This is a genomic window from Rheinheimera riviphila (assembly GCF_004005945.1).
Lineage (GTDB): Bacteria > Pseudomonadota > Gammaproteobacteria > Enterobacterales > Alteromonadaceae > Pararheinheimera > Pararheinheimera riviphila.
Window position 1 is genome coordinate 61743 of sequence record NZ_SACS01000004.1, and the last position, 15253, is coordinate 76995.

15 protein-coding genes are annotated in these 15253 nt (G+C 48.9%); all 15 read left to right on the forward strand.

Annotation, left to right across the window (positions count from 1 at the left end):
- Window positions 1-169: 169 nt before the first annotated feature.
- The 15 genes from rpsB (at window position 170) to rnhB (ending at window position 15248) form a co-directional block, all read left to right on the forward strand.
- A complete protein-coding gene (gene rpsB, locus EOE67_RS05355) occupies window positions 170-898 on the forward strand; it encodes a 30S ribosomal protein S2 (protein ID WP_068064399.1) in 729 nt (242 codons plus the stop codon).
- A 107-nt stretch (window positions 899-1005) separates the two neighbouring features.
- Entirely contained in the window at window positions 1006-1878 is an 873-nt protein-coding gene (tsf, locus tag EOE67_RS05360; RefSeq protein WP_127698021.1) for a translation elongation factor Ts, read from the forward strand.
- A 342-nt stretch (window positions 1879-2220) separates the two neighbouring features.
- On the forward strand, window positions 2221-2961 hold the full coding sequence (gene pyrH / locus EOE67_RS05365; RefSeq protein WP_127698022.1) for a UMP kinase: 741 nt from the start codon (window positions 2221-2223) through the stop codon (window positions 2959-2961).
- 144 nt (window positions 2962-3105) lie between these two features.
- On the forward strand, window positions 3106-3663 hold the full coding sequence (frr, locus tag EOE67_RS05370; RefSeq protein ID WP_127698023.1) for a ribosome recycling factor: 558 nt from the start codon (window positions 3106-3108) through the stop codon (window positions 3661-3663).
- Between the two features lie 111 nt (window positions 3664-3774).
- Complete coding sequence (gene uppS / locus EOE67_RS05375) at window positions 3775-4545, forward strand: polyprenyl diphosphate synthase (protein ID WP_127698024.1); 771 nt, start codon at window positions 3775-3777, stop codon at window positions 4543-4545.
- 2 nt (window positions 4546-4547) lie between these two features.
- Window positions 4548-5408, forward strand: coding sequence for a phosphatidate cytidylyltransferase (locus tag EOE67_RS05380; protein WP_127698025.1), 861 nt, complete (start codon window positions 4548-4550; stop codon window positions 5406-5408).
- On the forward strand, window positions 5408-6607 hold the full coding sequence (gene ispC, locus EOE67_RS05385; RefSeq protein WP_127698026.1) for a 1-deoxy-D-xylulose-5-phosphate reductoisomerase: 1200 nt from the start codon (window positions 5408-5410) through the stop codon (window positions 6605-6607). Before EOE67_RS05380 ends, ispC begins: the two co-directional genes overlap by 1 nt.
- Window positions 6604-7959, forward strand: coding sequence for a sigma E protease regulator RseP (gene rseP, locus EOE67_RS05390; RefSeq protein ID WP_127698027.1), 1356 nt, complete (start codon window positions 6604-6606; stop codon window positions 7957-7959). Before ispC ends, rseP begins: the two co-directional genes overlap by 4 nt.
- Before the next feature lie 27 nt (window positions 7960-7986).
- Window positions 7987-10482, forward strand: coding sequence for an outer membrane protein assembly factor BamA (gene bamA / locus EOE67_RS05395; RefSeq protein ID WP_127698028.1), 2496 nt, complete (start codon window positions 7987-7989; stop codon window positions 10480-10482).
- Window positions 10483-10559: 77 nt separating this feature from the next.
- Entirely contained in the window at window positions 10560-11024 is a 465-nt protein-coding gene (locus EOE67_RS05400) for an OmpH/Skp family outer membrane protein (protein ID WP_240652723.1), read from the forward strand.
- Window positions 11024-12064 carry a UDP-3-O-(3-hydroxymyristoyl)glucosamine N-acyltransferase gene (gene lpxD, locus EOE67_RS05405; RefSeq protein WP_127698029.1) on the forward strand — a complete coding sequence of 347 codons (1041 nt, stop codon included), beginning with the start codon at window positions 11024-11026 and terminating at the stop codon, window positions 12062-12064. Before EOE67_RS05400 ends, lpxD begins: the two co-directional genes overlap by 1 nt.
- Before the next feature lie 55 nt (window positions 12065-12119).
- Window positions 12120-12572: a 3-hydroxyacyl-ACP dehydratase FabZ gene (gene fabZ / locus EOE67_RS05410; protein WP_127698030.1), complete on the forward strand. Its 453-nt coding sequence runs from the start codon at window positions 12120-12122 to the stop codon at window positions 12570-12572.
- Between the two features lies 1 nt (window position 12573).
- Window positions 12574-13344: an acyl-ACP--UDP-N-acetylglucosamine O-acyltransferase gene (gene lpxA / locus EOE67_RS05415; protein ID WP_127698031.1), complete on the forward strand. Its 771-nt coding sequence runs from the start codon at window positions 12574-12576 to the stop codon at window positions 13342-13344.
- A gap of 127 nt (window positions 13345-13471) precedes the next feature.
- Window positions 13472-14620, forward strand: a complete 1149-nt coding sequence (lpxB, locus tag EOE67_RS05420) for a lipid-A-disaccharide synthase (protein ID WP_127698032.1) — start codon at window positions 13472-13474, stop codon at window positions 14618-14620.
- Complete coding sequence (gene rnhB, locus EOE67_RS05425) at window positions 14613-15248, forward strand: ribonuclease HII (RefSeq protein ID WP_127698033.1); 636 nt, start codon at window positions 14613-14615, stop codon at window positions 15246-15248. Before lpxB ends, rnhB begins: the two co-directional genes overlap by 8 nt.
- Window positions 15249-15253: the final 5 nt, after the last annotated feature.

The window sequence follows — 15253 nt, forward strand, 5'->3', positions numbered from 1 at the left end:
AGCTTGTGGCTTTTTTCACGAAATACCACAAATGATGTTGTCAGCTTAGCGAACCAAACTTAATTAAATAACACACATACACCGTCACATAAGCCGGGGTGCCAGTGAAAACTGGTCGGATTTATGGGGTGTATGGAGGCCTAACCCCCACTCAAAGGAAATAACTCTGATGGCAAAAGTTTCAATGCGCGATATGCTCCAGGCGGGCGTACATTTTGGTCACCAAACCCGTTACTGGAACCCAAAAATGAAGCCTTTCATTTTCGGCGCCCGTAACCGCGTTCATATCATCAACCTGGAAAAAACTGTTCCAATGATGAATGACGCACTGGCTTTCATCCAGTCAGTGGCTGCCAAAAAAGGCAAAATCCTGTTTGTTGGTACCAAGCGCGCTGCTTCAGAAGCAATCAAAGAAGCTGCTCAGCAATCTGATCAGTACTTCGTAAACCACCGCTGGTTAGGTGGCATGTTGACTAACTGGAAAACAGTTCGTCAATCTATCAAGCGCCTGAAAGACCTGGAATCACAAAGCCAGGACGGTACTTTTGACAAGCTGACCAAAAAAGAAGCTTTAGACCGTACCCGCGAGATGGAAAAGCTGGACAAGAGCTTAGGTGGTATTAAGGACATGGGCGGCCTGCCTGATGTTCTGTTCGTGATCGATGCCGACCATGAACACATCGCTATCAAAGAAGCAAACAACCTGGGTATTCCAGTAGTTTCTATCGTTGATACTAACTCTGATCCAGAAGGTGTTGACTTTGTCGTTCCAGGCAACGACGACGCTATCCGCGCTATCCAGTTATACCTGGCTGCCGTGAATCAGGCGATCGTTGAAGGACGTGACAAAAACATCGAAGTTCAGGCTGAAGCCGACAACTTCGTTGCTGCTGAGTAATTAGCAGTGTCTGGTGTTTCTGTCATCTGAAGCACCATTAACACGTTTAAATTGAACAGGGGCCGCGGCCCCTGTTTGTCTAACCTGAATGAATGCGAGGAATTCCCATGGCTGTTACTGCCGGTATGGTAAAAGAATTACGCGAGCGCACTGGCGCTGGCATGATGGATTGCAAAAAAGCTTTAGAAGAAACCAATGGTGACATCGAAGGCGCAATCGAATTAATGCGTAAAAACGGTCAGGCCAAAGCTGCTAAGAAAGCTGGCCGGATCGCTGCAGAAGGTACTGTTATTACTCGCGTTGGCAACGGTTATGCTGTTGCAATCGAATTTAACTGTGAAACTGACTTCGTAGGTCGTGACGCCAGCTTCCTGGCTTTCGCAAACTCAGTAGCAGACCTGGCGCACGCCAACAAACTGTTCACTATCGAAGAAATCAGTGCTGCCTCTTTAGGTGACACCACCGTTGAAGAAGCTCGCGCGACTTTAGTAACTAAAATCGGCGAAAACATCAACGTACGCCGCATTTCATTAGTCCAGGGCGACGTGATCGGCCAATACACTCACTCAGGCCGTATCGGCGTGTTGACTGTATTAGAAGGCGGTAACGAAGAAATCGCAAAAGACGTGGCAATGCACGTTGCTGCAAACAACCCATCTTTCCTGACACCAGACGCAGTTCCGGCTGAAGTTGTGGCAAAAGAGCAGGAAATCCAGGTTGAAATCGCTATCAACAGCGGCAAAACTAAAGAAATCGCAGAAAAAATGGTTGCTGGTCGCATGACTAAGTTCACCGGCGAAGTTTCTTTAACTGGCCAAATGTTCGTGAAAGACCCAAGCATCACTGTTGGCGAATTCCTGAAACAGAAAGGCGCCAAAGCTGTTAGCTTCATTCGCTTAGAAGTAGGCGAAGGCATCGAGAAACAGGAAACTGACTTCGCTGCTGAAGTTGCTGCACAAATCGCTGCTGCAAAAAAATAATGCAAGCTTTAGCTAATGGCTAAAACCCGCTAAAATAACCGCGACCCGGCCACGCCCGTCGCGGTTTTTTTTTAAATGAGGGAGTCGACGTCGTAGTGTTGGAATTCTGGTCAGCAGATCCGAACCCCGATGCGCTGTCCCTCAAAGCACAGCAGACCGAACATTTGATAAAATAGTTGGTCGAAGATGCGATCAAAAGAGTATGCACCGTGATTGCTTCCAATTCCGGTGATGTTGCAGCGCGGACTGCAATAGCAGCAGCCGATTCCCGGCTGAATGGCATGTAAGGAAACCGCAATAATGTTTACAGATGACACTTCAATCCGGCCTGATGGGGATCTCATGAGCACAAGTCCAAAACCAACCTATAGAAGAATTTTATTAAAACTAAGCGGTGAAGCCCTGATGGGTGACGAAGGTTTTGGGATCGATCCCAAAGTACTGGATCGGATGGCGCAGGAAATTAAAGAGCTGGTTGAGCTTGGCGTCCAGGTCGGTATTGTGATCGGTGGTGGTAATATTTTCCGTGGTGAAGGCCTGGCGAAAGCTGGTATGAACCGGGTGGTCGGCGATCATATGGGCATGTTGGCTACTGTGATGAACGGCTTGGCGATGCGTGATGCGCTGCATCGTGCTTTTGTCAACGCCCGCCTGATGAGTGCTTTTCCACTGAATGGTGTTTGCGACAATTACAGCTGGGCTGAAGCCATCAGTTTATTAAAATCTGGCCGCGTCGTTATTTTCTCCGCCGGTACCGGTAACCCATTTTTCACTACAGATTCAGCTGCTTGCCTGCGCGGTATTGAAATCGAAGCCGACTGCGTTTTAAAAGCCACCAAAGTCGATGGCGTTTATTCGGCAGATCCGGTGAAAGATCCAACGGCCACTTTGTACAGTCAGCTGACGTACAACGAAGTGCTGGATAAAGAATTGAAAGTGATGGATTTAGCGGCATTCACACTGGCGCGTGACCACAATATGCAAATCCGGGTGTTTAATATGAACAAACCTGGTGCATTAAAGCGGGTGATCATGGGCGAGACTGAAGGCACAGTGATCGACCACGCCGAAAATTTGCAGTAGACTAGCGCCCAGCGTTAACCAGCAGAGCCAGATTCTGGCTTATGCTTATACCCAAAATCATTGAAGATGCAGAATGGCCATGAAGTGGCAACAACCCTGCAACTTCAAGGATGACGGGTGTAATAACTCAAAGGAAATAATCAGGTGATTAACGATATTATCAAAGACAGCAAAACCCGGATGGAAAAAAGCGTTGATGCGCTGAAAAACCAGTTAACGAAAATTCGGACCGGCCGCGCCCATCCAAGTCTGCTCGACAGCATTCAGGTTTCTTACTACGGCTCTGACACGCCACTGCGTCAGGTGGCCAACGTGTCAGCCGAAGACTCCCGCACCCTGATGATCACGGTATTTGACCGTTCGATGATCCAGGCTGTTGAAAAAGCCATCATGCAATCAGATCTGGGTTTAAACCCAATCGGTGCCGGCACTTCCATTCGTGTGCCTTTGCCAGCGCTGACCGAAGAGCGTCGTAAAGATTTGGTCAAAGTGGTTCGTGGCGAAGCCGAAGGCGCCCGGGTTGCAGTACGCAACATCCGTCGTGATGCCAATGCTGATTTAAAAACGCTGCAAAAAGACAAAGCGATCAGTGAAGATGACGAGCGTCGTGGTTCTGAAGAAATTCAGAAAATCACCGATGCCTGGATCAAAAAAGTTGATGAAGTATTAGCAGACAAAGAAAAAGAACTGATGGCCGTATAGTCCATTAGCTGATTGCTTTGTATACAAAGCGCCGTGCAGTTACTACGCGGCGCTTTTTTGTTCGGATAAACGCTGCAGGTTTGTACCTGTGGCCGCTGCAGGCAGGCACTGATGACAGAAGAGACACAAGCGTTTAACCACGCTTTGCCGCAACATGTCGGAATTATTATGGATGGTAACGGCCGCTGGGCTGAACGCCAGGGTAAACCTCGGGTCTGGGGACACAAAAAAGGCGTGGACGCGGTGCGTCGCGCGGTCAGTTTTTGCCGCAAGCTCGGTATTCCTTCTTTGACCTTATTTGCGTTTAGCAGTGAAAACTGGCGCCGACCGGAAGACGAAGTCTCCAGTCTGATGCAGCTATTTTTATTTGTGCTGGAAAAAGAAGTCAAAGCGCTGCACAAAAACCAGGTGCGGCTAAATATTATCGGTGATTTGTCGCGATTTAGTGACAAGTTACAGGCCAATATCGAAAAGGCGCAACAGCTCACGGCCAACAATACCGGCTTGACGCTGAATGTCGCTGCCAATTATGGTGGGCGCTGGGATATTGCTAATGCGGCGCAGCAACTGGCCATCCAAGTCGCGGCAGGGCAGTTACAACCCACTGACATCAATGAACAGCTGCTGTCGCAACATATCCAGATGCATGAACAGCCCGAGCTGGATTTAATGATCCGCACCGGTGGTGATATTCGCATCAGTAACTTTTTATTGTGGCAGGCTGCTTACGCCGAACTTTGCTTTATCGACACTTTATGGCCGGATTTTGACGACCAGGTGTTTGCTGAGGCGATTGCCAGTTTTGTCAGCCGTGAGCGCCGTTATGGCTGCACCGGTGAACAAATCCGAGCCATGGCCGCCGGCTTCACAGAAGGATTATAGGATTGTTTAAACAACGTCTGCTCACGGCACTCGTGCTGGCGCCTTTGGCGCTTGGTGCCGTGTTTTACTTGCCGCCGATTGGCTTTGCCATCTTCCTTGGCTGCGCTTTTTTAATCGCGGCCTGGGAATGGGCCAGTTTTTGCGGCTGGCAGACACTGCCATCACGCTTAAGTTTTACCGTCGGTTCCGCATTTTGGTATTTACTCTGCTATCAGGCATTACCACAGCAACTGGCGTGGCCAGTGCAAACTAATCTGCTGGCAGAATCAGCATTATGGATTGGTGTCGGCTGGTGGTTGCTGGCGGTTTTGCTGGTGCTGAGTTTCAGTAAAACCAAAGCGCTGTGGCAGCAGCATAAATTGTTTAAAGCCATCATGGGCTGGCTGACGCTGGTGCCAAGTTTTGCCGCTTTATTACTGCTTCGCAATGTCAATTATGAGCAATCGACTTTTACCGGCGCCTGGCTAATTTGCATGTTGCTGGGGCTGGTGTGGGCCGCTGATATTGGCGGTTATGTGATTGGTAAACCATTTGGCAAACACAAGTTATTGCCAGAGGTCAGCCCGGGTAAAACACTGGAAGGCATGATTGGCGGCATGGTGTTTGTGATGGCACTGCTGACCGGCGTTGCAGCCTACTTGCAATGGCCAGAAGGCGTGGCGCTGTGGTATCTGGCAGCGTTTATCCTGACGTTGTTGTCGGTATTTGGCGATTTATCCGAAAGTATGTTCAAGCGGGTGGCGGGTCTGAAAGATAGCGGCAGTATTTTCCCTGGCCATGGTGGCATTATGGACCGCATTGACAGTCTGACCGCCACCGCACCGCTATTTGCGTTATTTGTTGCCATGTTAGGTGGCTTTTAATGCCCCGTCAGGTTGTCATTTTAGGCTCTACGGGTTCTATCGGTTGCAGTACGCTGGATGTCATCGCGCAGCATCCGGAGCGTTTTTCGGTGCTGGCGCTGACCGCCGGCCGCCAGGTTGAAAAACTGCTGCAACAATGTCTGGTATTTAACCCTCGTTTTGCTGCGTTGTTGCTGGAGTCTGATGCACGCTGGTTGCGTGAGCAACTGGCGATATCCGGCTGCAAAACGGAAGTTCTGGTTGGCGAAGCAACATTTGCTGAACTGGCAGGCCACACCGACGCTGATATTGTGATGGCGGCGATTGTCGGCGCGGCTGGTTTGTTACCAACCCTTGCGGCAGTAAAACAGGGTAAAACCGTGTTACTGGCCAACAAAGAAGCGTTGGTGATGAGCGGCGAGCTGTTTATCGACGCGGTGAAACAACATCAAGCCATACTGCTGCCAATTGACAGCGAGCACAACGCGATTTTCCAGTGCCTGCCACCCGCCTTACAGGCGCACAGCTATCAAGGTTCGTTGCCTCAAGCCGGGATCTCTAAAATTCTGCTGACTGGCAGTGGTGGGCCGTTCCGGCAAACCGATTTAGCCTTGTTTGATCAGATCACGCCCGAGCAAGCGGTGGCGCATCCGAATTGGACTATGGGGCGGAAAATCTCGGTCGATAGCGCCACCATGATGAATAAAGGCCTGGAATTTATTGAGGCCCGCTGGTTGTTTAATTGTCAGCCGCAGGACATCGAAGTGGTACTGCATCCACAAAGTATTATCCATTCAATGGTGCAATACAGTGACGGTTCGGTACTGGCGCAGCTGGGTAATCCGGATATGCGCACGCCAATTGCCCATGCGTTGGCATTTCCTGAGCGCATTGCCAGCAACGTCAAACCGTTGGATTTTTTCAGTTTAGGCAGCTTCACTTTTGCCAGGCCAGAGCCAGAGCGTTACCCTTGTCTTGGTCTGGCGATTGATGCCTGTCGTCATGGGCAGGGCGCGACTACAGCGCTGAATGCCGCCAATGAAGTGGCGGTGGAAGCCTTTTTACAGCAACAAATTTCCTTTACCGCTATTGCGAAGCTCAATGCACTTTGCCTGGCGCGTTTTGCCAGCCATCACGCTTCACAACTGGATGACATTCTGGCGCTTGATGCTGAAAGCCGGGCTTATGCTCAACAACAACTAAGGAATTTCGTCCAATGAGTGCCTTAATCTGGAACCTGTTGTCTTTTGTGGTGGCATTGGGATTGTTGGTCACTGTCCACGAATTTGGTCATTTTTGGGTGGCGCGTAAAAACGGCATTCTGGTGAAAAAGTTTTCGATTGGTTTTGGTAAAACCTTGTTCAGCTGGCGTGACCGCCAAGGCACTGAATTTATCATCGCCGCTATTCCGCTGGGTGGTTATGTGCGGATGCTGGATGAGCGGGTTGACCCGGTATTACCGCAATTTGCTGATTTAGCCTTTAATAACAAAACGGTACCGCAGCGGATGGCGGTGATTGCTGCTGGGCCTATCGCCAATTTTATTTTTGCCATTTTCATACTTGCCGTGATGTATCTGATAGGCGTCCCGACGTTAAAACCTGTAGTTGCCGATGTCACACCCAACTCGATTGCCGCAGCGGCGCAACTGCCCAACGAGCAAAAGATTGTGGCGGTGAATGGCGAAGCGGTTCGTGACTGGCAGGCGATTAGTTTACTGCTGGTCGGGCAGATTGGCAGTGACAATGTCAACTTCACGATGCAGGATCCTGAAACCCAGGCTGAAGCAACTTATCAGCTGGATTTACGCGATTGGCGCTTTGATCCGGACAAAGACTCTATTTTTGCTAGTTTGGGTCTTATTCCGAAACAAGCAATCGCGCTGTTAGAAGTCGCCAGCCTGGAAAAAGGTTCAGCTGCAGAAATTTCTGGCCTGCAAATGGGTGATAAATTTATTGCCGCCGCCGGGGTCAGTTTGCAGCGCTGGGATCAACTGGTGCAAATTATTCAGAACAATCCGGGCAAGCCAATTCCGATGCTGATTGAGCGCCACGGCGCTGAAGTCCGGCTCGATGTCACGCCGCAAAGCCGTACCATGCCGGATGGCTTTCACCAGGGCTTTTTAGGGGTAGCGCCTAAGGTGCAACCACTTGAAGATTCAATGTTTTTTCAGCAGCAATATGGTCCGGTTGACGCTGTTTGGCAAGGTACAGTACGAACCTGGCAACTGGTTCGCTTGAGTTTTTCGATGGTCGAAAAACTGTTGTTTGGTGATGTGTCAGTCAAGCATTTAAGTGGGCCAATTTCGATAGCTCAAGGCGCTGGAAATAGTGCAGATTTGGGGCTTATTGCCTTCTTATCCTTCCTGGCGTTGATAAGTGTCAACCTTGGGGTGGTAAATTTACTGCCGCTGCCTATTTTGGATGGCGGTCATTTAATGTATCTTGTGGTGGAACTTCTCACCGGCAGGCCGGTCTCTGAGAAAGCGCAGGAGACAGGTTTTAAAATTGGAGCCTTCGTTCTGCTGATGTTAATGGGAATTGCGCTGCTCAACGATATTTCTCGTTTGTAATAAACTAATCATAAGTAGTCCAAAATAATGACAATTAAACGATTAGTAGCCGCGATGTTGTTGGCCACTGCCAGCAACTCGGTGCTCGCTGAACAATCATTTACGGTGAAAGACATTCAGGTGGAAGGCTTGCAACGCGTTGCATTAGGCGCGGCCCTGAATAATCTGCCATTTAATATCGGCGATACAGTGACAGAATACACCCTGTCCAAAGGTATCAAATCTTTATATGCTGCTGGCCATTTTGATGAAATCGCGGTTTTTCGCGACGGCAATACCATCACTTTCCGGGTGAAAGAACGGCCAACCATCAACGCCATTGAGTTTGATGGCAACAAAGACATCAAAGAAGAACAGTTGTCAGAAAGTCTGACCAACCAGAAAATTATCATCGGTGAACAGCTGGATAAAACCATCATCCGTGAAATTGAAAATGGTTTAACTGAGTTCTATCACGGCGTTGGTAAATACAACGCTAAAGTTGCGATCAAACTGACTTACTTGCCACGCAACCGCGTTAATCTGAAACTGGAATTTGTCGAAGGTGATGCAGCTTCAGTCCGCCAGATCAATATCGTTGGTAACGAGCTGTTTGATGATGCACAAATTCTGAAAAATACCGAGTCGCTGGTTGATTTACCCTGGTGGCGTTTTATGTCATCGGACCGTTATCAGAAAGACACCTTAAAAGGCGATCTGGAAAAAGTCCGTAGTTTTTATCTCGACCGTGGTTATTTACGGTTTGAGATTGAAGCCAATACGGTTGCTGTCAGCCCGGACAAAACCTCGGTTTACGTCACACTACAGGTGAAAGAAGGCGAGCAATATACCGTCACGGGTGTCGATTTTGTCGGTGATTTAATTGGCCAGGATGAATTTATCAAAGCCATGTTGCCGCTCAAATCCGGTCAGCTGTATAACGGCGCGCTGGTCACCTACACCGAAGAAAGTATTGCTAAGTTTCTGGCAAGCTTCGGTTATGCCAATTCCAAAGTCCGCACCAGTACCAATATCAACGATGAAACCAAAGAAGTATCTTTGACCTTGTCAGTTGATCCGGGCAAACGGGTGTACGTGAACCGCATTCTGGTCAGTGGCAATGCCGCGACCAAAGACGAAGTTATTCGCCGCGAAATCCGTCAGATGGAAGGTGCCTGGTTGTCGAACGACACGCTGGAATCTTCTAAATTATGGGTGCAACGTCTGCCGTACATCGAAAAGGTTGAATTTGAAACTAAACCGGTACCGGGCACTGAAGACAAAGTTGATGTGGATTTTAAAATCAAAGAACGTTCGTCAGGTAGTTTTAATGCCGGCGTGTCCTTTGGTAGTTATCAGGGGTTGGCTTTCCAGTTTGGTATTGAACAACAAAGCTTTTTAGGCTCTGGTAACGCAGCTGGGATCAGTCTGAACACCAATAAATATCAGAAGTCGATTAACCTGTCTTATACCGATGCGTATTTCACCCTGGATGGGATCAGTCTTGGCGGTAACGTCTTTTACAGTGATTTTGACGGCAGCAAAGCAGGTGCAGAAGCTTATAACCAGACCAGCTACGGTACCGGTCTTAATTTTGGCTTCCCAATCAACGAATACAGCCGACTGAATTTTGGTACCGCCGTGACATTCAGCGAAATTGCTTATATTCAGGAGTTTGATCAGCTGCGTCATTTCCGCGCGGTGTTGGTTGATCCAAACCGTCCGGATCAAGCTTACAAATTTACCAACTATGATGTTTCGGTGGGGTGGATCCGCAGTACGTTAAACCGCGGTACTTTCCCGACTGACGGTTTACGCGTGTCGTTAACCGGTAAAATCACTACGCCAAATTCGGATTTAACCTACTTCAAAACCAATTTTGAAGCCGCGAATTACATTGCATTAAGTAATGACCACAGCTGGTCGTTCCTGAGCAAGCTGGAATTGGGTTACGGCAATGGTTATGGCTCGAACAACGGCTACGATCACACCTTGCCATTCAGTGATAACTTCTATGCCGGTGGTCAAAACTTCCGTGGTTTTGAAAACCGGGTCATTGGTCCACGTGCGATCTATCGTTACGTCAATTCAATACCAGGTCTGCCAGATCCAATAGGTTCAGGCGTGGGGTTGCCAACATTGCCAATGTCGCCTGAATTCGACAGTTATGATATTTCGACGCGATCTTTTGGTGGTAATGCGATGGCGATTGCCACGTTGGAGTTAATTACCCCAACGCCGCTATTAAAAGAAGATTATGCCAACTCAGTGCGGACCAGTTTGTTTGTCGATGCCGGTAACGTCTGGGACACCGAGTTCGACATCAACAGATTCGCCAATCTTACCCGTTATCAGAATTCCAATTCTCTGCAAAGCGAATTGCTGGATTATTCAGATGCAGGTATGATTCGGGTCTCTGCAGGGGTCACAGTACAGTGGATTTCACCGATGGGTCCATTAACTTTCAGCCTGGCCAAAATCATCAAAAAATATGATGGTGATGAGCAGGAGAACTTCAGCTTTAATATCGGCACAACTTTTTAAGAATTATTTTGAGGTCAAAGGACATTATGTTTAAGCCAAGCTTTACTAAAACAGCAGTGTTACTCGCCAGTGTTCTGATGGCTGGTTCTGTTACTGCAAAAGAAATGAAAATCGGTGTGGTGAATGTACGTGCTGTGTTCAGCCAAATCCCACAAACGGCGAAAATTCAGGAAGCTCTGAAAACTGAATTTGGTGCTAAGTTTGCTGAAATGCAAAAGCTGGAAAATGACCTGAAGTTTAATATTGAAAAATTTAAACGTGACGGTTCGACGATGAGCGAAGCGCAGAAAAAAGAACTGCAAACCTCTATCGAAAAACAGCAGCAACAATATGAGCCAATGGCCCGTAGCTTAGAAGAAAGTTACCGTCAGCGTCAGGGCGAAGAGAACAACAAAATTGGTGCTTTAATCAAAACTGCGATTGAAGGCATTGCGGCGAAAGACCAGTATGATGTGATCCTGAACGCTGAAGCTGCTGTGTTTGCCAAGCCAGAGTTTGATATTTCATCAGCTGTGGTGACTCAGGTCAGCAAAGCAAAATAATGTCGGTTTATACATTACAGACATTGGCTGAGCACTTAGGTGCTCAGCTCCATGGAGACGGTGCTGTTGAAGTCAGCGCCGTTGCCACGCTTGAGGACGCACAGTCCGGGCAGATTACCTTTCTGTCAAACGCCAAATACCGCAAATTTCTGCAACAGACCAAAGCCTCAGCGGTGTTGATTAAAGCCGAAGAGCTGGAGTTTTGCCCTGTTGCTGCATTGATTGTTAAAGATCCCTATGTCGCTTTTGCCAAAGTAGCGCAGTTGCTCGATACCACGCCCGCTGCGGCAGATGGTATCCATCCCACGGCTATCGTCGACAGTTCTGCACAGATAGACCCCACCGCTCAGCTTGGACCTTATGTGGTTGTCAGCAAAGATGTGGTGATTGGTGCAGGCGTACAAATTGGTGCTGGTAGTTTTATTGGCGAAGGGGCATCAATTGCTGCCGATTGCAAAATCTGGCCGAAAGTTTCGATTTATCATCGGGTTCGGCTTGGTCAGCGCTGTATCGTCCATAGCGGTGCAGTGCTGGGGGCTGACGGTTTTGGTTTTGCCAACGAGCGCGGCCAGTGGCTAAAAATTCCTCAGGTCGGCACTGTGATTGTCGGCGATGATTGTGAAATTGGTGCCAATACCACCATCGATCGGGGCGCAATCGGCGACACCTTGATTGGCAACAATGTCATTCTGGATAACCAGGTGCAAATTGCCCATAACGTGCAGATCGGTGACCACAGCTGCATCGCTGGCTGTACAGTCGTTGCCGGTAGTACTAAAATTGGCAAATATTGTGTGATTGGCGGCGCTTGCGCTATTACCGGCCATATCGAAATTTGTGATGCCGTGCAAATTACCGGCATGTCAATGATCACCAAAGCCATCACGGAAAAAGGCATTTACTCGTCCGGGATGCCAGCAACGACCAACCTGGAATGGCGAAAAAATAACGCCCGTTATCGTCAGCTGGAACAAATATATCAGCGGTTGCGTGATGTCGAGCAGGAACTGGCTCAATCGCGTAACGTCACCGGCGAATAACCACATCACTTTGTTGCGGTTGTTTGTTCTGGTCTAATCAGTCAGAGGGTTCATTTTGACGAATTCATTAAATATCATCGAAATTCAGGAAATCATGGCGTTGTTACCACATCGCTACCCGTTTTTATTAATCGACCGGGTGCTGGATTACACGCCAGGCGAATCACTCACTGCCATTAAAAATGTCACCATTAATGAGCCGATTTTCACCGGCCATTTCCCGGGCATGCCCATTTTCCCTGGCGTGTTAATTCTGGAAGCGATGGCGCAAGCCACTGGTATTCTTGGGTTTAAAACAGTCACCGAACGCTCAGAAAACGAATTGTATCTGTTTGCTGCCATCGACGAAGCGCGTTTTAAAAAGCCGGTAGTGCCTGGCGATCAGCTGGTGATCGAAGTGAAGTTTTTAAAAGAACGCCGTAATCTGTGGAAATTCGCCTGTGAAGCCAAAGTGGACGGACAAATTGTCTGTACTGCTGAATTGATGTGTGCCAGAAGAGAACTTTAATATGATCCATCCTTCAGCAGTGATCGAACCCGGTGCAGTGATTGGCAATAATGTGCGGATTGGCCCTTTTAGCTACATCGGCGCAGGTGTGACATTAGGCGATGATTGTATTGTCGAATCGCACGTGGTGATTAAAGGTCCGTCGACCATTGGCCGTGGCAATCATTTTTTCCAGTTCGCCAGTATCGGTGAAGCTTGCCAGGATAAAAAATACAAAAATGAGCCGACTGAATTACATATCGGCGATTTTAATATTTTCCGTGAAGGCTGTACTGTGCATCGTGGCACCATTCAGGACAAAGGACTGACCTCGATTGGTAGTCATAATTTGTTTATGAATTACACCCATGTCGCGCATGACTGTGTGATTGGCAGCAACGTCATTTTTGCCAATGGCGCTTCGACCGCCGGGCATTGTCATGTTGGGGACTGGGTGATTATCGGCGGCATGAGTGGCGTGCACCAATTCTGTCAGATTGGTTCGCACAGCTTTATTGGCGGCGGTTCTATTGTGGTGAAAGACGTGCCACCATTTGTGATGGCGCATGGTTCACACGCAGTGCCAAATGGCATTAACTCAGAAGGCTTAAAGCGTCGTGGTTTTAGTGCCGAGGCCATTCTGGAAATTCGCCGTGCTTACAAAGTCCTGTACCGCCAGGGCTTGACGGTGAATGAAGCGCTGACCGAGCTCGCTGACAAAACTGAACAGTGGCCGGAAATTAAGTTATTTACTGATTTTATTCAGAATTCAGCGCGTGGTATTGTTCGCTAAACGCGCTGGAATTCGAGAGTTGAAGCGCCGTTGTCGGGTAAGATAACGGCGTTTTTATTTGTGCCTGACAGTCGTTTGGCTCACTCAAATACCGCCCTGACCATTCCAAGGATCGAACAATAACGTGATGACAAGCACTCAAAGACCCTTAAAAATTGCCCTAATTGCCGGTGAGCATTCCGGTGATATCCTTGGCGCCGATTTAATCCGGGCATTAAAGCTAGCACAGCCCAATGCCGAGTTTTATGGCATTGGCGGCGACCGGATGCGCGCTGAAGGTTTTAAAACCGTGTTTGATATGGAAGAACTGGCGGTGATGGGCATAGTTGAAGTGCTGGGGCGGTTGCCACGGTTACTGAAAGTCCGCCGCGACATTCTGGCGCATTTTACCGCACACAAACCTGACTTATTTATTGGCATTGACGCACCGGATTTTAACTTGCCGGTGGAGTTGAAGCTCAAACAAGCCGGCATTAAAACCGTGCATTACGTCAGCCCGTCCGTTTGGGCCTGGCGCCAAAAGCGGATTTTTAAGATTGCGGCTGCGACCAACATGGTTTTGGCGTTGTTGCCATTTGAAAAAGCTTTTTATGATGTACATCAGGTGCCTTGTACCTTTGTTGGCCATACACTGGCCGATCAGATGCCGTTACAGCCGGATAAAACTGCTGCCAAAGTGGCACTAGGTTTTAGCGCTGAGGCACCTTTATTAGCATTGATGCCGGGCAGTCGCACCAATGAGATCAAATTGTTAGCGCCGGAATTCTTGCAGGCGGCCGCGCAGTTGCAACAGCAAAACCCCGGTTTACAGCTGGTGTGTAATATGGTGACGCCGGTGAAAGCCGAACTATTTACTCAAATCTGGCGCCAGGTCGCGCCGGATCTGAAGTTAACTTTGTTGATTGGCCAGGCCAGGCAAACGTTGACTGCCGCCGATGCTGTGTTAATTGCCTCCGGCACTGCCACATTAGAAGCCATGCTGGCAAAAACGCCGATGGTGGTGGCATACAAAACCAACTGGCTCACCTATCAAATTGCCAGCCGACTGGTGAAAGTCGATTTTTTCAGTTTGCCGAATTTACTGGCGAAAAAAGCGCTGGTACCGGAATTTTTGCAGGACGAGGTAACAGTTTCTGCGCTGGTTAATGCCATGCAGCCGTTATTGGCGCAATCCGGTACTGAGACCCAAGCGGCTTTTACCGACATTCATCAACACATTCGCTGCGATGCCAGCGCCCAAGCCGCCAAAGCGGTGCTTGAGTTATTGCATGACTGATCTGCAAAAAACGGATTACCAAAGGCCAGATTTTGCGCTGATCGCTGGCGTCGACGAAGTAGGGCGCGGCCCGCTGGTTGGTGCAGTCGTCACCGCTGCGGTGATCCTCGACCCAAATAAGCCAATTAGCGGTTTAAATGACTCAAAAAAACTCAGCGAAAAAAAACGCTTACTGCTGGCCGAAGAAATTCGCAGTAAAGCGCTGAGCTGGAGTTTAGGCCGGGCCGAAGTGGAAGAAATTGATGAGCTGAATATTCTACACGCCACCATGCTGGCGATGCAGCGCGCCGTCGCCGGTTTACATATTCAGCCGGAATGGGTGCTGGTCGACGGTAATAGAGTACCTGATGGCTTAAAACACTGCGGTAGCGCAGTGGTGAAAGGCGATAGTTTAGTGCCGGAAATCAGCGCCGCTTCGATTATTGCGAAGGTGGCGCGGGACGCGGAAATGACCGAGTTACATCAGCAATATCCGGAATATAATTTTGCTGGTCATAAAGGCTATCCGACCGCCGAGCATCTGGCGGCTATTGCAAAACACGGTATTCTGGCGGAACATCGTCGCAGCTATAAGCCAGTGCGGGACGCGATTGAACGTGGTCCAGGCGCAGGCGATGACAGCGTTTAACCAGA

What these genes read in the sequence shown, in the direction of transcription:
- lpxD (WP_127698029.1), top strand. Translation starts at nt 11,024, where the DNA reads ATGTCGGTTTATACATTACAGACATTGGCTGAGCACTTAGGTGCTCAG.
- ispC (WP_127698026.1), top strand. Translation starts at nt 5,408, where the DNA reads ATGCCCCGTCAGGTTGTCATTTTAGGCTCTACGGGTTCTATCGGTTGC.
- lpxA (WP_127698031.1), top strand. Translation starts at nt 12,574, where the DNA reads ATGATCCATCCTTCAGCAGTGATCGAACCCGGTGCAGTGATTGGCAAT.
- uppS (WP_127698024.1), top strand. Translation starts at nt 3,775, where the DNA reads ATGACAGAAGAGACACAAGCGTTTAACCACGCTTTGCCGCAACATGTC.
- bamA (WP_127698028.1), top strand. Translation starts at nt 7,987, where the DNA reads ATGACAATTAAACGATTAGTAGCCGCGATGTTGTTGGCCACTGCCAGC.
- rpsB (WP_068064399.1), top strand. Translation starts at nt 170, where the DNA reads ATGGCAAAAGTTTCAATGCGCGATATGCTCCAGGCGGGCGTACATTTT.
- rseP (WP_127698027.1), top strand. Translation starts at nt 6,604, where the DNA reads ATGAGTGCCTTAATCTGGAACCTGTTGTCTTTTGTGGTGGCATTGGGA.
- pyrH (WP_127698022.1), top strand. Translation starts at nt 2,221, where the DNA reads ATGAGCACAAGTCCAAAACCAACCTATAGAAGAATTTTATTAAAACTA.
- lpxB (WP_127698032.1), top strand. Translation starts at nt 13,472, where the DNA reads ATGACAAGCACTCAAAGACCCTTAAAAATTGCCCTAATTGCCGGTGAG.
- rnhB (WP_127698033.1), top strand. Translation starts at nt 14,613, where the DNA reads ATGACTGATCTGCAAAAAACGGATTACCAAAGGCCAGATTTTGCGCTG.
- tsf (WP_127698021.1), top strand. Translation starts at nt 1,006, where the DNA reads ATGGCTGTTACTGCCGGTATGGTAAAAGAATTACGCGAGCGCACTGGC.
- EOE67_RS05400 (WP_240652723.1), top strand. Translation starts at nt 10,560, where the DNA reads ATGGCTGGTTCTGTTACTGCAAAAGAAATGAAAATCGGTGTGGTGAAT.